We start from the raw sequence: 16,818 nt of genomic DNA, 5'->3' as shown, positions 1-16,818 counted from the left end.
CGTTACTATAGAAAGGTTTAACCAAACGGGACTGATGCGCCAGGCATCGAGTCCCGTTCTTCACATAAAGCAATTCGAAAACTTAGGGTAGGGACAGATCCCATCTGTTGCGGCGGAGGCCTTGCGCGAGCGAGGCGGCCGGGCCGGCGGAGGGGGTCAACAAAAACCGGCGCAGCCGGTTTTTCCTTACCCGCCGCAAACGCAATAGGAGCAGCTTGTGTCAACCGTACCCGCAATCCTTGTCTTGGCCGATGGCACCGTGTTCAAGGGCAGTGCTATCGGGGCCGCCGGACATACGGTGGGCGAGGTGGTTTTCAATACCGCCATCACCGGCTATCAGGAGATTTTGACCGACCCCTCCTATACCAAACAGATCGTCACCCTGACTTATCCCCATATCGGCAACGTCGGCGCGAATTCGGAAGACACCGAATCTCGCGCCGTTTTTGCATCCGGCCTGATCATTCGCGATCTGCCGCTGCTGCACAGCAACTTCCGCGCCGAAGACTCCTTGTCCGCTTATCTGAAGCGGCACAATGTCGTCGCCATCGCCGACATCGACACCCGCCGTCTGACTCGCATCCTGCGCGAGAAGGGCGCTCAGGCCGGCTGCGTGATGGCCGGGGACGTCGATGAGGTGCGCGCGCTGGAACTGGCGCGCGGCTTCGGCTCCATGGCAGGGCAGGATCTGGCCCAGGTAGTCAGCTGCGACAAGCCTTACGCCTGGACCGAGCGCGAGTGGAAATTGGGCGCCGGCTATCAGGTGCAGGCATCCACCCGTTTCCATGTGGTCGCCTACGACTTCGGCGTCAAGCACAACATCCTGCGCATGCTGGCCGAGCGCGGTTGCCAACTGACCGTGGTGCCGGCCAAGACCCCGGCCGCCGACGTGCTGGCGCTGAATCCGCACGGCGTCTTCCTGTCCAACGGCCCCGGCGATCCGGAGCCCTGCGATTACGCGATCGCGGCTATCCGCGACATTTTGGACGCCAAGCTGCCGGTGTTCGGCATCTGCCTCGGCCATCAACTGCTGGGCCTGGCCAGCGGCGGCAAGACGTCCAAGATGAAGTTCGGCCACCACGGCGCCAACCACCCGGTTCAGGACCTGGACAGCGGCCGGGTGATGATCACCAGCCAGAACCACGGTTTCCAAGTGGACGAAACCAGCTTGCCGGCCAATGTGCGTGTCACCCATCGTTCGTTGTTCGACGGCACGGTGCAGGGCATCGCGCTGACCGACCGTCCGGCCTTCTCCTTCCAAGGCCATCCGGAAGCCAGTCCGGGCCCGGAAGACGTCGCCTATCTGTTCGATCGCTTCATCGCCTCGATGGCGGAACGCGTTTAAGCCGGGGAGCGGGAACATGCTGGGGATTACCGATCTCACCACCTATCTGCTGGGCGCCGTGCTCATCGTACTGCTGCCGGGGCCCAACTCCATGTACGTGCTGTCGGTGGCGGCGCAGCGCGGCACCCGCGCCGGCTTTGCCGGCGCCGGCGGCATCATCATCGGGGACTTCATCCTGATGACGCTGGCGGCCACCGGCGCGGCCGGCCTGCTGAAGGCCAATCCGGCGCTGTTCGCCGTGGTCAAGTACCTGGGCGGCGGCTACCTGGCCTGGCTGGGCTTCAATATGCTGCGCGGCGCGCTGACGGCCTGGCGCCGCGCCGCCCGCGGCGAAGCCGCCGAGGCTAAGTCGGTGTTGGTGGGCGAGGAGAATCCCTTCGTCAAGGCCCTGCTGATCAGCCTGATGAATCCGAAGGCCATCCTGTTTTTCGTGTCCTTCTTCGTCCAGTTCGTCGATCCCGCCTACCCGCATCCGGCGCTGACCTTCGTCGCGCTGGGGCTGATCGTGGAAGTATGCAGCACGCTGTATCTGACCGCGCTGATCGTCGCCGGCCACCGGCTGGCCCAGGCTTTCCGCCGTCGGCGCAAGCTGAGCGCGGCGCTGGGCGGCTCGGTGGGCGCGCTGTTCGTCGGCTTCGGCGCCAAACTGGCCGCGGCCAGCCTGTAAGGCAGAGATTTAATATTCGCCGCGAAGCGGCCGGGCGTCCCAGGCGTCCGGGCTTCGCGGCACACAAAATGCAATCATAAAGAGTAGAACCATGCCAAAGCGTAGCGACCTCAAAAGCATTCTGATCATCGGAGCCGGCCCCATCGTCATCGGCCAGGCCTGCGAATTCGACTACTCCGGCGCGCAAGCGTGCAAGGCCCTGCGCGAAGAGGGCTACAAAGTCATTCTGGTGAACTCCAACCCGGCCACCATCATGACCGACCCGGACATGGCCGATGTCACCTACATCGAACCCATCACCTGGAAGGTGGTGGAAAAGATCATCGCCAAGGAGCGTCCGGACGCCATCCTGCCGACCATGGGCGGGCAGACCGCGCTCAACTGCGCGCTGGACCTGGCCAAGAACGGGGTGCTGGAAAAATACAAGGTGGAGCTGATCGGCGCCACCGAGGACGCCATCGACAAGGCCGAAGACCGCGGCCGCTTCAAGGAGGCCATGGCCAAGATCGGCCTGTCCTGCCCGCTGTCCTTTGTTTGCCACACCATGGAAGCGTCGCTGGAAGCGCAGGCCAAGGTGGGTTTCCCGACGCTGATCCGCCCGTCCTTCACCATGGGCGGCTCCGGCGGCGGCATCGCCTACAACCGCGAAGAATTCCTGGCCATCTGCGAGCGCGGCTTTGAAGCCTCGCCCACCCATGAGCTGCTGATCGAGCAATCGGTGCTGGGCTGGAAAGAGTACGAGATGGAGGTGGTGCGCGACAAGAACGACAACTGCATCATCATCTGCTCCATCGAAAACTTCGATCCGATGGGCGTGCACACCGGCGACTCCATCACCGTGGCGCCGGCGCAGACGCTGACCGACAAGGAATACCAGATCATGCGCAACGCCAGCCTGGCGGTGCTGCGCGAGATCGGCGTGGACACTGGCGGCTCCAATGTGCAGTTCGCCACCAATCCGGCCACCGGCGAGATGATCGTCATCGAAATGAACCCGCGCGTGTCGCGTTCCTCGGCGCTGGCGTCCAAGGCCACTGGTTTCCCCATCGCCAAGATCGCCGCCAAACTGGCGGTGGGCTTCACGCTGGACGAACTGAAGAACGACATCACCGGCGGCGCCACCCCGGCCTCCTTCGAGCCGTCCATCGACTACGTGGTCACCAAGATTCCGCGTTTCGCCTTTGAGAAATTCCCGCAGGCCGACGACCGCCTGACCACCCAGATGAAGTCGGTAGGCGAGGTGATGGCGATGGGCCGCACCTTGCAGGAATCGATGCAGAAAGCGTTGCGCGGCCTGGAAACCGGCCTGGCCGGTTTCGACCCGGTGACCAGCGACGAAGCGGCGATCCGCCACGAACTGGGCACGCCGGGACCGGAACGCATCTTGTACGTGGCCGACGCCTTCCGCATCGGCATGAGCCGCGACGACATCCACGCGGTCAGCAAGATCGATCCCTGGTTCCTGGCCCAGATCGAAGACCTGATCGGCGAAGAACAAGCGCTGGCCGGCCGCAAGGTGGAAGAACTGGACTACGCCGAATTGCGCCGTCTGAAGCGCAAGGGTTTCTCCGACCGCCGTCTGGGCGAGCTGCTGGGCTCGGATCAGGCCGCGGTGCGCGCCAAGCGCTGGAGCTTGAGCCTGCACCCGGTGTACAAGCGCGTGGACACCTGCGCCGCCGAGTTCGCCACTAATACCGCCTATATGTACTCGACCTATGAGGAAGAGTGCGAATCCAATCCGTCCGACCGCAAGAAGGTGATGGTGCTGGGCGGCGGGCCCAACCGCATCGGTCAGGGCATCGAGTTCGACTACTGCTGCGTGCACGCGGCGCTGGCGCTGCGCGAATCCGGTTTCGAGACCATCATGGTCAACTGCAACCCGGAAACCGTGTCCACCGACTACGATACCTCGGACCGCCTGTATTTCGAGCCGCTGACGCTGGAAGACGTGCTGGAAATCTGCCGCATCGAAAAACCGTTCGGCGTCATCGTCCAGTACGGCGGCCAGACTCCGTTGAAACTGGCGCGCGCGCTGGAAGCCAACGGCGTGCCCATCATCGGCACCACGCCGGACATGATAGACGCCGCCGAGGACCGCGAGCGCTTCCAGAAGCTGTTGAACGAACTGGGCCTGAAGCAGCCGCCCAACCGTACCGCGCGCGCGCCGGCCGAAGCGATGAAGCTGGCCGAGGAAATCGGCTACCCGCTGGTGGTGCGCCCGTCCTACGTGCTGGGCGGCCGCGCGATGGAAATCGTCCACGAACCGGCCGACCTGGAGCGCTATATGCGCGAGGCGGTGAAGGTGTCCAACGACAGCCCGGTGCTGTTGGACCGCTTCCTCAACGACGCCATCGAAGTCGACGTGGACTGCGTGTCCGACGGCGAGAACGTGGTGATCGGCGGCATCATGCAGCACGTGGAGCAGGCTGGTGTTCACTCCGGCGACTCCGCCTGCTCGCTGCCGCCGTACAGCCTGTTCCCGGCGGTGCAGGATGAAATCCGCCGCCAGACCGTGGCCATGGCCCGCGCGCTGAACGTGATCGGCCTGATGAACGTGCAGTTCGCCATCCAGGGCGACACCATCTACGTGCTGGAAGTGAATCCGCGCGCCAGCCGCACCGTGCCCTTCGTCTCCAAAGTGACTTCCGCGCCGCTGGCCAAGATCGCCGCGCGGGCGATGGCCGGCATCGGCCTCAACGAGCAGGGCTTCACCAAGGAAGTGATTCCGCCGTTCTACGCGGTGAAGGAAGCGGTCTTCCCCTTCATCAAGTTCCCCGGCGTAGACACCATCCTGGGTCCGGAAATGAAGTCCACCGGCGAGGTGATGGGCGTGGGCAAGACCTTCGCCGAAGCCTACGTCAAGGGCCAGCTGGGCGCCGGCGACCGCCTGCCCAAGACCGGCAAGGTCTTCCTGTCCGTCCGCGACAGCGACAAGAACGGCGCGGTGGAAGTGGCGCGCGAACTGCAGCGCCTGGGCTTCGGCGTCTGCGCGACGCGCGGCACCGCCAAGCATCTGTCCGCCGCCGGCATCGTGGTGCAGGTGGTCAACAAGGTCAATGAAGGCCGCCCGCACATCGTCGACATGATCAAGAACTCGGAAATCGATCTGCTGATCAATACCGTGGACGAGAAGCGCCAGGCGATTCAGGACAGCCATTCCATCCGCCGTTCGGCGCTGCAGGCGCGGATTCCGCAATACACCACCCTGGCCGGCGCCAAGGCGGTGTGCGTGGGCATGGCCCACGCCGAGGAGTTCGATGTCTACAGCGTGCAGGAACTGCACAGCCAGATTCAGGGCTGAGTCCTGACGCGGGGGCTTGGAAGCGGGAGGGGTTTGCCGTTACAATCCCTCCCATAACCCGCTACTTCAAGCCGCCGTCCAGTACGGCGGCTTGTGCTTTTGATGAAGGCGGATGCCGCCTCTGGAGAGAATTCTGAAATGATCAAAGTCCCGTTGACCGTGCGCGGTGCAGAGCTGCTGAAAGAAGAGCTGCAGCGCCTCAAGAGCGTGGAACGTCCGGCCGTGATCGAGGCGATTGCCGAGGCTCGCTCGCATGGCGACCTGTCCGAGAACGCCGAATACGACGCTGCCAAGGAGCGTCAGGGCTTTGTCGAAGGCCGTATCGCCGAACTGGAAGGCAAGATTTCCAACGCGCTGATCGTGAACCCGGCCGAGCTGGACGCCGACGGCCGCGTGGTGTTCGGCGCCACCGTCGAACTGATGGACCTGGAGAGCGAGGAAAACGTCACCTACCAGATCGTCGGCGACGACGAGGCCGACATCAAGGTGTGCAAGGTGTCGGTGAACTCCCCGATCGCGCGCGCGCTGATCGGCAAGGAAGCCGGCGACGTGGCCGAAGTGGTGGCCCCGGGCGGTATTCGCGAATACGAAGTGCTCGACGTCAAATACATCTGAATCCCGCCGGCGCGCGGGCTTGGCGGTCCGCGCGCGGCGCGGCGCGGGAGAGGGGCTGAGACATGGATGGGTTGCGTTCCATTGCCAAGACGTTCTGGATTGGCGGCTTGTGGGTGATAGGCATCGTCGTGGCGCCGGTGCTGTTCGCCATGCTGGACCGGGTCACCGCCGGCATGGTGGCGGGCAAGCTGTTCGCCAGCATCGCCTGGGTGGGGCTGGTGTGCGGGGCTATCCTGCTGGTCGACCATATCCGCCGCAACGGCGCGGCCGGGGTCAAGGAAAGCGGTTTCTGGCTGGTGATGGGCATGCTGGCCTGCACGCTGATCAATCACTTCGCCGTCACCCCCATCATCGCCAATCTCAAGGCGCAGATGAATCATGCGGCCGAAGGCCTGTTCGGCGGCGGCTTCGCCACCTGGCACGCGATTTCCAGCCTGATCTATCTGGTGCAGAGCCTGATGGGCTTGGTCTACGTCTGGCGCAACGATTAAGCGACTGTTCGCCGTAGCGCTCCCTTGGGAGCGGACAAAACAAAAGCGGTGGCATGCCACCGCTTTTCTACGAAGCGCGATCGCCGCGAACGGCGTTCAGCCCTTCAGCGCCTGCTTGTTCTTGGGCAGAACGATGCGCTCTTTATCGCTGGGGCGCCACAGCACCAGCAGCTTGCCGATGTGCTGGACCGGGGCGGCGCCCAGGTCTTCGCAAATCTGCTCGAACATGGCGACGCGCGCTTCGCGGTCGTCGCCCAGCACGCGAACCTTGATCAGTTCGTGGGCGTCCAGATTGATGGCGACTTCGCGGATCACCGCTTCGGTCAGGCCGTTGTTGCCTATCATCACCACCGGGTTGAGGCCGTGCGCCAGTCCCTGCAGATACTTGCGCTGGAACGGCTTGAGTTCAATTTTCATGAGAAATACGGATTTACAAAGCAAAAGCCGATTCTACTCGAGTTGGGCGCTTTCCCAAAGTCCGGACCTAAAATAAATGAAAAACAACAGGATAGCGCGGCTGGCCTGTTGCCCACCTTTGAGAGCATAGCGCAATGGCTAGAAGCAAGAGCAGCAATGGCTGGCTGCAGGAACACGTCAACGATCCCTACGTCAACCAGGCGCAGAAAGACGGTTACCGCGCGCGGGCCGCTTACAAGCTGCTGGAAATCAACGACAAGGACAAGCTGATCCGCCCCGGCACGGTGCTGGCCGATCTGGGCTCCACGCCCGGCAGCTGGTCGCAGGTGGCGGCGCGCATCGTCGGCGACGGCGGCAAGGTGTTCGCGCTCGACATCCTGGACATGGACCCGGTGCCCGGCGTCGACTTCATCCAGGGCGACTTCCGCGAGGAAGAGGTGCTGGCGCAATTCGTGCAATTGCTCGGCGGCCGCGAATTGGACCTTGTAATTTCCGATATGGCGCCCAATATGTCAGGCATGAGCGCCATCGACCAGGCCAGGAGTTTCCTGCTGTGCGAGCTGGCGCTGGAATTTGCGCGAGATCATTTGAAACCTGGCGGCCATTTTCTCGTCAAAGTGTTCCAGGGCAGCGATTTCCAAGCCTATCTCAAGTCCATGCGCGAGCTGTTCGACGAGGTAGTCACCCGCAAGCCGAAAGCGTCGCGCGACCGTTCCAGCGAAATTTACCTGCTGGGCAAAGGCCGACGCTGACATAAAGTGGCTCGCGGCGTACAATCAAAGCAAATATCTAGACAAGCAACCAAAAAGTCAGGGCACAGAGGAGTCCGCTACTCGTGAACAATATCGGCAAAAACATCGCGATATGGGTCATCATCGGTTTGGTACTGATGACGGTATTCAATCAGTTCAACAAGCGTCAGGATACCCAGAATCAGCTTGAGTATTCGCAGTTCATCAGCGATGTCGAATCCGGCAAGGTCCAGTCCCTGACCATAGAAGGCCACCCGCTGCGCGGGCAATGGCTGAAAGGCAAGCTGACCGACGGCTCCGCGTTCAGCACCTACGCGCCTTACGACCCGCAGCTGGTCGACGACCTGATCAAAAACAACGTCCGCTTCTCCGCCAAGCCGGAAGAAGAGCCGTCCATGCTGATGAATATTTTCATCAGCTGGTTCCCGATGCTGTTGCTGATCGGCGTCTGGGTGTTCTTCATGCGCCAGATGCAGGGCGGCGGCAAGGGCGGCGCGTTCTCCTTCGGCAAGAGCAAGGCCAGAATGCTGGACCAGGACGCCAACACCGTCACCTTCGCCGACGTCGCAGGTTGCGACGAGGCCAAGGAGGAGGTGAAGGAGATCGTCGATTACCTGCGCGATCCTTCCCGCTACCAGAGCCTGGGCGGCCGCATTCCGCGCGGCATCTTGCTGGCCGGCTCGCCCGGCACCGGCAAGACCTTGCTGGCCAAGGCCATCGCCGGCGAAGCCAAGGTGCCGTTCTTCAGCATCTCCGGTTCCGACTTCGTTGAAATGTTCGTCGGCGTGGGCGCGGCCCGCGTGCGCGACATGTTCGAGCAGGCCAAGAAGAACTCGCCGTGCATCATCTTCATCGACGAGATCGACGCGGTCGGCCGTCAGCGCGGCGCCGGACTCGGCGGCGGCAACGACGAACGCGAACAGACGCTGAACCAATTGCTGGTGGAGATGGATGGTTTCGACACCAATTCCACCGTGATCGTGATCGCCGCGACTAACCGTCCGGACGTGCTGGACCCGGCGTTGCAGCGTCCGGGCCGTTTCGACCGCCAGGTGGTGGTGCCGCTGCCGGACATCCGCGGCCGCGAACAGATTCTGGGCGTGCACATGCGCAAGGTGCCGATCGCCGCCGACGTCAACGCCGAGGTGATCGCGCGCGGCACGCCGGGCTTCTCCGGCGCCGATCTCGCCAACCTGATCAACGAAGCCGCCCTGTTCGCCGCGCGCCGCAACAAGCGCCTGGTGGACATGGAGGATCTGGAGTCCGCCAAGGACAAGATCATGATGGGCGCGGAGCGTCGCAGCATGGTGATGACCGACGAGGAAAAGCGCAATACCGCTTATCACGAGTCCGGCCACGCCGTCGTCGCCAAACTGCTGCCCAAGGCTGACCCGGTGCACAAGGTCACCATCATCCCGCGCGGCCGCGCGCTGGGCGTGACCATGCAGCTGCCGGAGCAGGACCGCTTCGCCTACGACCGCGGTTATCTGCTGGATCGCGTCGCCATTCTGTTCGGCGGCCGCATCGCGGAAGAGCTGTTCATGAATCAGATGACCACCGGCGCTTCCAACGACTTCGAGCGCGCCACGCAAATGGCGCGCGACATGGTGACCCGCTACGGCATGAGCGACAAGCTGGGCCCGATGGTTTACGGCGAGAACGAGGGCGAAGTCTTCCTCGGCCGTTCCATCACCACCCACAAGAATCTGTCCGAAGCCACCATGCAGCAGGTGGACGCTGAAATCCGTCGCATCATCGACGAGCAGTACGCGCTGGCGCGCCGTCTGCTGGAAGAGAACCGCGACAAGGTGGAGGCGATGACCGCCGCGCTGCTGGAATGGGAAACCATAGACGCCGATCAGATCAACGATCTGATGGACGGCAAGCCGCCGCGTCCGCCCAAGCCGGGCGCCGGTTTCGCGGCCAAGCCGCAGGAAGACAAACCGACTCCGCCGGCCGCCGAGCCGACCGCCGATCCGGCGCAGGAAGTCTGAGTCCTTAAGCGACGAAGCCGGGCAAGCCTAGACAGGCTTGCCCGGTTTTTTTGCGACATCCTCCCCCCATCCATGAGTGCAGTCAGATCATGAAACCCTCTTTGCAATGCGGGCGCTTCACGCTCGATCTGTCCCGTCCCTTGGTGATGGGCATTCTGAACGTCACGCCGGACTCCTTCTCCGACGGCGGCCGCTTCAACGCGCTGGACCAGGCTTTGCGCCACGCCGAGCGGATGCTGGCCGAAGGCGCGGCCATTCTAGACATCGGCGGCGAATCGACGCGGCCCAACGCGCCCCATGTCAGCCCGGAGCAGGAGATGGAGAGGGTACTGCCGGTGCTGGAGCGTCTGCGCGATATCGGCGCGCCGCTGTCGCTGGACACCCGCCGCGCGGCGGTGATGCGCGAGGCGCTGGCCTTGGGCGCGGTGGACCTGGTCAACGACGTGTCGGCGCTGGAAGACGCGGGCGCGCTGGAATTGGTGGCGGGCGCGGACGCGGCGATCTGCCTGATGCACAAACAGGGCAATCCGGACACCATGCAGGACCGTCCGGAATACGCGGACGTGGTGGCCGAAGTGGCCGACTACCTGGCGCGGCGCGTCCGGCTGTGTCTGGACGCCGGCGTGACCCGCGAGCGTTTGCTGGTGGACCCCGGCTTCGGTTTTGGCAAGACGCTGGAGCACAATCTGGCCCTGCTGCGCGGCCTGTCCGGGATCGAGCGCGCCGCCGGCGCACCGCTGCTGGTGGGCTTGAGCCGCAAATCCATGCTGGGCGCGATCACCGGCGAAGCGGTGCCGGCGGAGCGCCTGGGCGCCAGCGTGGCCGTGGCGCTGGAGTCGGCGCGGCGCGGCGCGCGTATCATCCGCGTGCACGACGTCAAGGCCACGCATCAGGCCTTGCAAGTGCTGGATGCTGTGGAAAGTTTGAACTGAGCGCGTTGTCTGGCGCACAATAGCCGGCGTAGCGATTACCGCGGTTGGCCTGAAGCCGGCCGGATTCGAGAGAAAAACATGAGCCGTAAATACTTTGGCACCGATGGCGTGCGCGGCGAGGTCGGTCAATTCCCGATCACGCCGGAATTCGTGATGAAACTGGGCTATGCCGCCGGCCGCGTACTGGTCGACCACGACAAGGCGCATCGCCCCACGGTCTTGATCGGCAAGGACACCCGGATTTCCGGCTATATGCTGGAAGCGGCGCTGCAAGCCGGTTTTTCCGCCGCCGGCGTCAATGTGCTGCTGACCGGCCCGTTGCCGACGCCGGGCATCGCCTACCTGACCCGCGCGCTGCGCCTGGAGGCCGGGGTGATGATCTCCGCCTCGCACAATCCCTTCCAGGATAACGGCATCAAGTTCTTCGCCGAAGGCGGCAAGAAACTGGACGACGCCGTCGAACTGGAAATCGAGGCGATGCTGGAGCAGCCGATGGCGACCAATCCGTCCGAAGAGCTGGGCCGGGTGCGCCGCATCGAAGGCGCGGTGGAACGCTACATTGAATTCTGCAAGAGCAGCTTCCCCAACGACCGCGATCTCAAGGGCTTGAAGCTGGTGGTGGATTGCGCCCACGGCGCCACCTACCACGTGGCGCCCAAGGTGTTCCACGAACTGGGCGCCGAGGTGGTGACCATAGGCGGCGAGCCGGACGGCTACAACATCAACGAGAAGGTGGGCGCCACCTATCCCAAGACCTTGCAGGTGGCGGTGCTGGAGCATCACGCCGATTACGGCATCGCGCTGGACGGCGACGGCGACCGCCTGATCATGGTGGACCGCGAGGGCACCGTCTACGATGGCGATCAGCTGATCTACGTGATCGCCAAGGCGCGCGCGGCCAAGGGCGAGCTCAAGGGCGGCGTGGTGGGCACGGTGATGACCAATCTGGCGATGGAACTGGCGCTGAACAAGCAGGGCGTGGCCTTCGGCCGCGCCAAGGTGGGCGACCGCTATGTATTGGAAATGCTGCACGGCCAGGGCTGGCAGGTGGGCGGCGAAGCTTCCGGCCACATCCTGTGCCTGGATTGCCATTCCACCGGCGACGGCATCATCTCCAGCCTGCAAGTGCTGGCCAGTCTGACCGATCTGGGCATGAGCCTGGCCGACGCCTGCAGCGACTGGCAGCCCTATCCGCAGACGCTGATCAATGTCCGCCACAACGGCTGCGACTGGAAGGGCGCGTCCGCGGAAGCGCTGGCCGCCGCCGAACAGGCGCTGCAAGGCCGCGGCCGCGTGGTGTTGCGCCCGTCCGGCACCGAGCCGGTGGTGCGGGTGATGGTGGAGGCCGACGATAAGGCGCTGGCCGATCAGTGGGCGCAATCCATCGCGGCGGCCATCCAGAGAGTCGCCTGATCGCGACAGCCGGCTTGCGCCGGCGTCAGCACGAAAACGCCAGACATTATTTGTTTGGCGTTTTTTTATTGCCTGAATGGGGAAAGAAACGGCGCTTATTGTTTTCAGATGAAACATACAGATAGTGACTTTGCGTGCAACTGTATCTAATGACATCTTTTTGTCATTGCGCACTGGTTAGAATCAGCGCTCCTTACGCTCGTGATGATCCATACCATGAAAACAGCAAACGCATTGAAGGCCTTGAGCCCCATCGCCATGGCAGTGGCGCTGGCGATCCCGGCCCTGGCCCAGGCCGCTTGCGGCGCCGCCGGCGCCACCTTGATCCATGATGTGCAGGGCCGCGTCGTCGGCAGCCCGCTGCAAGGCAAGACCGTCACCGTAGAGGGCGTGGTCAGCGGTGCCTTCACCGGCGCCGGCCAGCTGCGCGGCTTTTATCTGCAGGAAGAGGCGCGGGATCAGGACGCCGATCCGGCCACCTCGGAAGGCGTGTTCGTCTTCCTCGGCAACCTGGCCGCGCCGACGCTCAAGCCTGGCGACGTGGTGCGCGTGACCGGCAAGGTGTCCGAGTACAGCCGCAAGGGCGACGCCGCCAGCGAAACCCAGATCACCCCGGCCAATCTCGCCGCGGTGGAGCAGTGCGCTTACAGCGAGCCGCTGACTTACGCCAGCCTGCGGCTGCCCTTGCAGTCCAGCGCCCAGCTGGAGGCGTTGGCCGGCATGGCCGTGCGCCTGGAAGGCCCGGTCCACGTCGTCGCCAATTACGACTACGGCCGTTACGGCGAACTGACCTTGTCCAGCCGGCCCAGGTTATGGACCGCCACCCAGCGCTTCCTGCCCGGCAGCGCCGAGGCCAAGGCGTTGAGCGAGGCCAATCAGCTGGACAAGCTGACCCTGGACGACGGCTTGCAGATCCAGAACGCCGACGCCTGGCTGCCGGCGCCCGGCGGCCTCTCCGCCAGCCGCACCCTGCGCAGCGGCGACCGTCTGGACGGCGTGACCGGCGTGGTCAGCTACGCCTTCGGCAAATACCGGCTGCAACCGCTGGCCGCGCCGCGCGTCGCGGCCGGCAATCCGCGCCCGGGCGCGCCCAAGCGCCAGCCGGAGAGCGTGCGCTTCGCCAGCTTCAACGTGCTCAACTTCTTCAACGGCGACGGTCAGGGCAAGGGCTTCCCAACCCCGCGCGGCGCCAAGACCCTGCAGGATTTCGAGCGCCAGCGCGCCAAGATCGTGGCGGCGATTCGCCAGCTGGACGCCGACGTGGTGGGCCTGATGGAAATCGAGAACGACGGTTTCGACCGCTATTCGGCGATCCAGGACCTGGTCAACGCCTTGAATCAGGGCCAGCCGCAGCCCAAGCAATACCAGTTCGCTAATCCCGGCCTGCCACAGGTGGGCAGCGACGCGATCACCACCGGCCTGATCTACCGTCCGGCCGCGGTGACGGCGCAAGGCAAGGCCGAGGTCAGGACGATAGGCAATCCGCAGAAGAACCGGCCGGCGCTGCTGCAGACCTTTGTGCTGGACGCCAAGAGCAAGACCCGGGTCACCGTGGCGGTCAATCATCTGAAGTCCAAAGGCAGCAGCTGCGCCGATGTGGTGGTGGACGGCCAGGCCGATGTGGACAAGGGCGACGGCCAGGGCAATTGCAATCTGACCCGGGTGCAGGCGGTGCGCGATCTGATGGCCTGGTACGCCACCCGCCCGCAGCCCGGCCCCAACGACGGCATGTTGTTGCTGGGCGATATGAACTCCTACGCCAAGGAAGATCCGATCCGCGCGTTTGAAAGCGCCGGCTTCAACAATCTGCTGGCGCGCTGGAGCCGCGACGCTTACTCCTATGTGTTCAACGGCGAATCCGGCAATCTGGACCACGCCTTGGCCGACAAGCCGCTGAGCGCCATGGTGCTGGCCGCGGGCGAGTGGCACATCAACGCCGACGAGCCGACGGCGCTGGAGTACAGCAGCGAGTTCAAAAGCGCGGAACAGCAGCAGAAATACTACGCGGCGGACGCCTATCGTTCTTCGGACCATGATCCCCTGTACGTCGACGTGGCGCGCCGCGGCAACGCGGTGGCGGCGGCGGACGAAGGCGGCCTGGCCCTGTTGCTGGGCTTGGGGGCGCTGGGAGCGACGGCGCTGTGGCGCCGCAAGCGCTAAGGTCCATGGCCGGCGGCCGGTCGTTATGGCTGGCCCTGGCCGCGCTGCTGCCGCTGGCCGCGCCCTGGGGCGCGGCGGCTTTGGCCTGGCGCTTCGAGCCGTGGAACGCCGCGGAATGGTGGCGGATACTGAGCGGAGGCTGGGTGCACGCCGACGCGCGCCACGCCTGCCTCAACAGCGCCGCGCTGGCGGCGCTGGCGTGGCTGGGGCGGGATAGGGCGCCCTTGTTGCTGACGCTGGCCTTGGCGGCGCCTCCAGCCATCGCCGCGATGCAATGGCTGTGGCCGGCGCCGCAGGCCTTCGTCGGCGCCTCCGGCCTGGTGTATTGCTGGTGGGCGGCGCTGGCGCTGACGCAGCCGAACTGGCGCGGTCTGTGGCTGGCCGCCTTGTTGGGCCGGCTGGCTTGGCAGAGCCTGTCGCCGGGTAGTTGGAGCGGCGGCGAGCCGGTATTGGTATCGGCGCATTGGAGCGGCGCCGCCTTGGGTTTGCTGGCCGCTTGCTGCTGGCTTCAGTTATGGACGAGGCGCGGTACTCGCGGCGCCACCGCGCACATCAGTTCATAGCCCAGGGTGTCGGCGCCGGCGGCGACTTGTTCAATTGGCACTTGCGGACCCCATAGTTCGACCCGGCTGCCGACGCCGGCTTGCGGCAGCTTGCTCAAATCCACCGCCAGCATGTCCATGGACACCCGGCCGACCGTACCCGTCGGCTGGCCGTCCACCGCGACCGGCGTGCCGTTGTCGGCGATGCGCGGATAGCCATCGGCATAGCCGCAGGCAACGATGCCGACGCGCATTTCGCCTTCGGCCACCAGACGGCGGCCGTAGCCTACGGCGTCGCCGGCCGGCACCTTTTGCACCGCGATGACGCGGCTGCTCAGCGTCATCGCCGCCTGCAGGCCCAGGCCGGCGCCGTCTACGTCGGCGAAGGGCGAACAGCCGTAGAGCACGATGCCGGGGCGCACGACGGCGCCGTGGGTATGCGGGTGGCGGAACAAGGCGGCGGAGTTGGCGGCGCTGACCGGCAAGGCGCTGGGGGCGATCAAGGGCTGGAAGCGTCCCCATTGCTCGGCGACGCCGTAGTCGTCGTCGGCGGTGGCGAAGTGGGTCATCAAGGCGTCGAGGCGCGCGCCGGGCAAGGCGCGCAATTGAGCGAGCGCGGGCGCGGCTTCCGCCGGCGTGAAACCCAGCCGGTTCATGCCGCTATTGATCTTGAGCCAGCAGGAAACCGGCTGTTTGGCGGAACCTTTGGCCAGCCAGCTTATCTGTTGTTGGGAATGTATCGCGCCGCCCAGCCGGTAATGCGCCATCGCCGCGGCCTCTTCGGCGTCGAAGGCGCCTTCCAGCAGCACGATGTCCTGCTGGACGCCGGCTTCGCGCAAGCGGACGGCGTCCTCGATATTGAGCAGGGCGAAGCCGTCGGCGACATCGGCCAGCGCCTGGACCGCGTCGAGCAGGCCATGGCCGTAGGCATTGGCCTTGAGCACGGCGTAGGCCTTGGATTGCGGGGCTTGGGCGCGGGACAGCAGGTAGTTGTGGCGGATGGCGGCGCGGTGGATTTCCACCTGGATAGGGCGAGTCATGTCAAGAAAGTCTGCGTTGGAGGTGTGCTATTATAAGCCCCTGGTGATGTACCCCGATAACGCAGCCGCGCCAGGATCGTCCTGAACGGAGACATGGCGGCAAGCGGAACAAAATGGACACTCTGCAAATACTTCTCGATTTTTTCACTGGCTACGGCTACATCGCCGTATTCACCGTGTTGCTGGTATGCGGTTTCGGCGTGCCGATTCCCGAGGACATCACCTTGGTGGCCGGAGGCATCATTTCCGGCCTCGGCTACACCAATGTGCATTGGATGTTTTTCGTTGGCATGGCCGGGGTGCTGGCCGGCGACGGCATCATGTTCACCGCCGGGCGAGTGTTCGGCAACAGGGTGCTGAAATTCCGGCCGATCGCGCGCATCCTGACCCAGGAGCGTTTCGAGGCGGTGCAGGAAAAGTTCGAAAAATACGGCAATTGGGTGCTGTTCGTCGCCCGTTTCCTGCCTGGGCTGCGTTCCCCCATCTTCATCACCGCCGGCATGACCCGCCGCATTTCCTACTGGCGTTTCCTGGTGATGGACGGCTTCGCCGCGCTGATTTCGGTGCCGGTCTGGGTGTATCTAGGCTATTACGGCGCGGCCAATCGCGAGTGGCTGATGACCATGGTGCACCGCGGTCAGGCCGGTATTCTGGCGGTGGTGGCGGCCTTGCTGCTGGGCGTGGCCTTCGTCTGGATGCGTCGTCGTCGTCAGCATCAGTGCGTGAAGAAATAAGCCCGCGTCGTCCCATAAAAAAAGCTTCCCTGAGGAAGCTTTTTTTACGTTCTTGCGCTCTTGGGTTTCAACCCACTTGCAAGAGCTCCACTTCGAACACCAGGGTGGCGTTGGGCGGGATCACGCCGCCGGCGCCGCGCGCGCCGTAGCCGAGCTCGGCCGGGATGGTCAGCTTGCGCTTGCCGCCCACTTTCATGCCGACCACGCCCTGGTCCCAGCCCTTGATCACATAACCGTCGCCCAGCGGGAAGCTGAACGGCTGGAAGCGGTCCTTGCTGGAATCGAACTTGGTGCCGTCGGTCAGCCAGCCGGTGTAATGCACGGTGACTTCCTGGCCGATGACGGCTTCGGCGCCGTCGCCTATCGCCAGTTCTTCGATAATCAGTTCGCTCATGATATGTCCTTGTCGCGCAAG

15 protein-coding genes are annotated in these 16,818 nt (G+C 64.3%); 12 read left to right on the top strand and 3 right to left on the bottom strand.

The window, feature by feature from the left end:
* Positions 1 to 217: 217 nt before the first annotated feature.
* The 5 genes from carA to AB1Z25_RS18255 all read left to right on the top strand — a co-directional run bounded on the left by carA (position 218) and on the right by AB1Z25_RS18255 (position 6,419).
* Positions 218 to 1,345 carry a glutamine-hydrolyzing carbamoyl-phosphate synthase small subunit gene (gene carA, locus AB1Z25_RS18275; RefSeq protein ID WP_486635839.1) on the top strand — a complete coding sequence of 376 codons (1,128 nt, stop codon included), beginning with the start codon at positions 218 to 220 and terminating at the stop codon, positions 1,343 to 1,345.
* Between the two features lie 16 nt (positions 1,346 to 1,361).
* Positions 1,362 to 2,012: a leucine efflux protein LeuE gene (gene leuE, locus AB1Z25_RS18270; RefSeq protein ID WP_107800560.1), complete on the top strand. Its 651-nt coding sequence runs from the start codon at positions 1,362 to 1,364 to the stop codon at positions 2,010 to 2,012.
* A gap of 91 nt (positions 2,013 to 2,103) precedes the next feature.
* On the top strand, positions 2,104 to 5,313 hold the full coding sequence (gene carB, locus AB1Z25_RS18265) for a carbamoyl-phosphate synthase large subunit (RefSeq protein ID WP_107800559.1): 3,210 nt from the start codon (positions 2,104 to 2,106) through the stop codon (positions 5,311 to 5,313).
* A gap of 138 nt (positions 5,314 to 5,451) precedes the next feature.
* Positions 5,452 to 5,928 (top strand): transcription elongation factor GreA, encoded by a 477-nt coding sequence (greA, locus tag AB1Z25_RS18260; RefSeq protein WP_048414210.1) that lies wholly within the window; start codon positions 5,452 to 5,454, stop codon positions 5,926 to 5,928.
* Between the two features lie 62 nt (positions 5,929 to 5,990).
* Positions 5,991 to 6,419, top strand: coding sequence for a DUF4149 domain-containing protein (locus AB1Z25_RS18255; RefSeq protein ID WP_235086625.1), 429 nt, complete (start codon positions 5,991 to 5,993; stop codon positions 6,417 to 6,419).
* A gap of 96 nt (positions 6,420 to 6,515) precedes the next feature.
* Here AB1Z25_RS18255 and yhbY read toward each other — a convergent pair whose 3' ends face one another.
* A complete protein-coding gene (yhbY, locus tag AB1Z25_RS18250) occupies positions 6,516 to 6,836 on the bottom strand; it encodes a ribosome assembly RNA-binding protein YhbY (RefSeq protein ID WP_107800558.1) in 321 nt (106 codons plus the stop codon).
* A 134-nt stretch (positions 6,837 to 6,970) separates the two neighbouring features.
* On the opposite strand from yhbY, the gene rlmE reads away from it, so the two are divergent.
* The 6 genes from rlmE (at position 6,971) to AB1Z25_RS18220 (ending at position 14,650) form a co-directional block, all read left to right on the top strand.
* Positions 6,971 to 7,588, top strand: a complete 618-nt coding sequence (gene rlmE, locus AB1Z25_RS18245; RefSeq protein WP_227104917.1) for a 23S rRNA (uridine(2552)-2'-O)-methyltransferase RlmE — start codon at positions 6,971 to 6,973, stop codon at positions 7,586 to 7,588.
* An 83-nt stretch (positions 7,589 to 7,671) separates the two neighbouring features.
* Positions 7,672 to 9,582, top strand: a complete 1,911-nt coding sequence (ftsH, locus tag AB1Z25_RS18240; protein WP_107800556.1) for an ATP-dependent zinc metalloprotease FtsH — start codon at positions 7,672 to 7,674, stop codon at positions 9,580 to 9,582.
* 89 nt (positions 9,583 to 9,671) lie between these two features.
* Positions 9,672 to 10,514, top strand: a complete 843-nt coding sequence (gene folP / locus AB1Z25_RS18235) for a dihydropteroate synthase (RefSeq protein ID WP_486635838.1) — start codon at positions 9,672 to 9,674, stop codon at positions 10,512 to 10,514.
* Positions 10,515 to 10,592: 78 nt separating this feature from the next.
* Positions 10,593 to 11,927, top strand: a complete 1,335-nt coding sequence (gene glmM, locus AB1Z25_RS18230; RefSeq protein ID WP_107800554.1) for a phosphoglucosamine mutase — start codon at positions 10,593 to 10,595, stop codon at positions 11,925 to 11,927.
* Between the two features lie 216 nt (positions 11,928 to 12,143).
* Positions 12,144 to 14,087 (top strand): ExeM/NucH family extracellular endonuclease, encoded by a 1,944-nt coding sequence (locus AB1Z25_RS18225; protein WP_486635837.1) that lies wholly within the window; start codon positions 12,144 to 12,146, stop codon positions 14,085 to 14,087.
* Positions 14,088 to 14,092: 5 nt separating this feature from the next.
* Positions 14,093 to 14,650, top strand: a complete 558-nt coding sequence (locus AB1Z25_RS18220; protein WP_486635836.1) for a rhomboid family intramembrane serine protease — start codon at positions 14,093 to 14,095, stop codon at positions 14,648 to 14,650.
* Here the strand turns inward: AB1Z25_RS18220 and alr are convergent.
* Entirely contained in the window at positions 14,596 to 15,669 is a 1,074-nt protein-coding gene (gene alr / locus AB1Z25_RS18215) for an alanine racemase (RefSeq protein WP_486635835.1), read from the bottom strand. The two genes, AB1Z25_RS18220 and alr, sit on opposite strands and share 55 nt — an antisense overlap.
* Positions 15,670 to 15,782: 113 nt before the next feature.
* Between alr and AB1Z25_RS18210 the strand changes: the two genes are divergently transcribed.
* On the top strand, positions 15,783 to 16,403 hold the full coding sequence (locus AB1Z25_RS18210) for a DedA family protein (RefSeq protein WP_107800550.1): 621 nt from the start codon (positions 15,783 to 15,785) through the stop codon (positions 16,401 to 16,403).
* 67 nt (positions 16,404 to 16,470) lie between these two features.
* On the opposite strand, the gene AB1Z25_RS18205 is transcribed toward AB1Z25_RS18210, so the two are convergent.
* Complete coding sequence (locus AB1Z25_RS18205; RefSeq protein ID WP_199225927.1) at positions 16,471 to 16,797, bottom strand: FKBP-type peptidyl-prolyl cis-trans isomerase; 327 nt, start codon at positions 16,795 to 16,797, stop codon at positions 16,471 to 16,473.
* Between the last annotated feature and the right edge of the window lie 21 nt (positions 16,798 to 16,818).

This window comes from Chromobacterium sp. HL1 (assembly GCF_057418835.1).
Note: the sequence above shows the minus strand (reverse complement) of the source record. Positions and strands in the feature narration are given on the sequence as shown.

Coding starts and splice junctions, on each gene's coding strand:
- leuE (WP_107800560.1), top strand. CDS start 1,362: ATGCTGGGGATTACCGATCTCACCACCTATCTGCTGGGCGCCGTGCTC.
- carB (WP_107800559.1), top strand. CDS start 2,104: ATGCCAAAGCGTAGCGACCTCAAAAGCATTCTGATCATCGGAGCCGGC.
- greA (WP_048414210.1), top strand. CDS start 5,452: ATGATCAAAGTCCCGTTGACCGTGCGCGGTGCAGAGCTGCTGAAAGAA.
- AB1Z25_RS18255 (WP_235086625.1), top strand. CDS start 5,991: ATGGATGGGTTGCGTTCCATTGCCAAGACGTTCTGGATTGGCGGCTTG.
- yhbY (WP_107800558.1), bottom strand. CDS start 6,836: ATGAAAATTGAACTCAAGCCGTTCCAGCGCAAGTATCTGCAGGGACTG.
- rlmE (WP_227104917.1), top strand. CDS start 6,971: ATGGCTAGAAGCAAGAGCAGCAATGGCTGGCTGCAGGAACACGTCAAC.
- folP (WP_486635838.1), top strand. CDS start 9,672: ATGAAACCCTCTTTGCAATGCGGGCGCTTCACGCTCGATCTGTCCCGT.
- glmM (WP_107800554.1), top strand. CDS start 10,593: ATGAGCCGTAAATACTTTGGCACCGATGGCGTGCGCGGCGAGGTCGGT.
- AB1Z25_RS18225 (WP_486635837.1), top strand. CDS start 12,144: ATGAAAACAGCAAACGCATTGAAGGCCTTGAGCCCCATCGCCATGGCA.
- AB1Z25_RS18220 (WP_486635836.1), top strand. CDS start 14,093: ATGGCCGGCGGCCGGTCGTTATGGCTGGCCCTGGCCGCGCTGCTGCCG.
- alr (WP_486635835.1), bottom strand. CDS start 15,669: ATGACTCGCCCTATCCAGGTGGAAATCCACCGCGCCGCCATCCGCCAC.
- AB1Z25_RS18210 (WP_107800550.1), top strand. CDS start 15,783: ATGGACACTCTGCAAATACTTCTCGATTTTTTCACTGGCTACGGCTAC.
- AB1Z25_RS18205 (WP_199225927.1), bottom strand. CDS start 16,797: ATGAGCGAACTGATTATCGAAGAACTGGCGATAGGCGACGGCGCCGAA.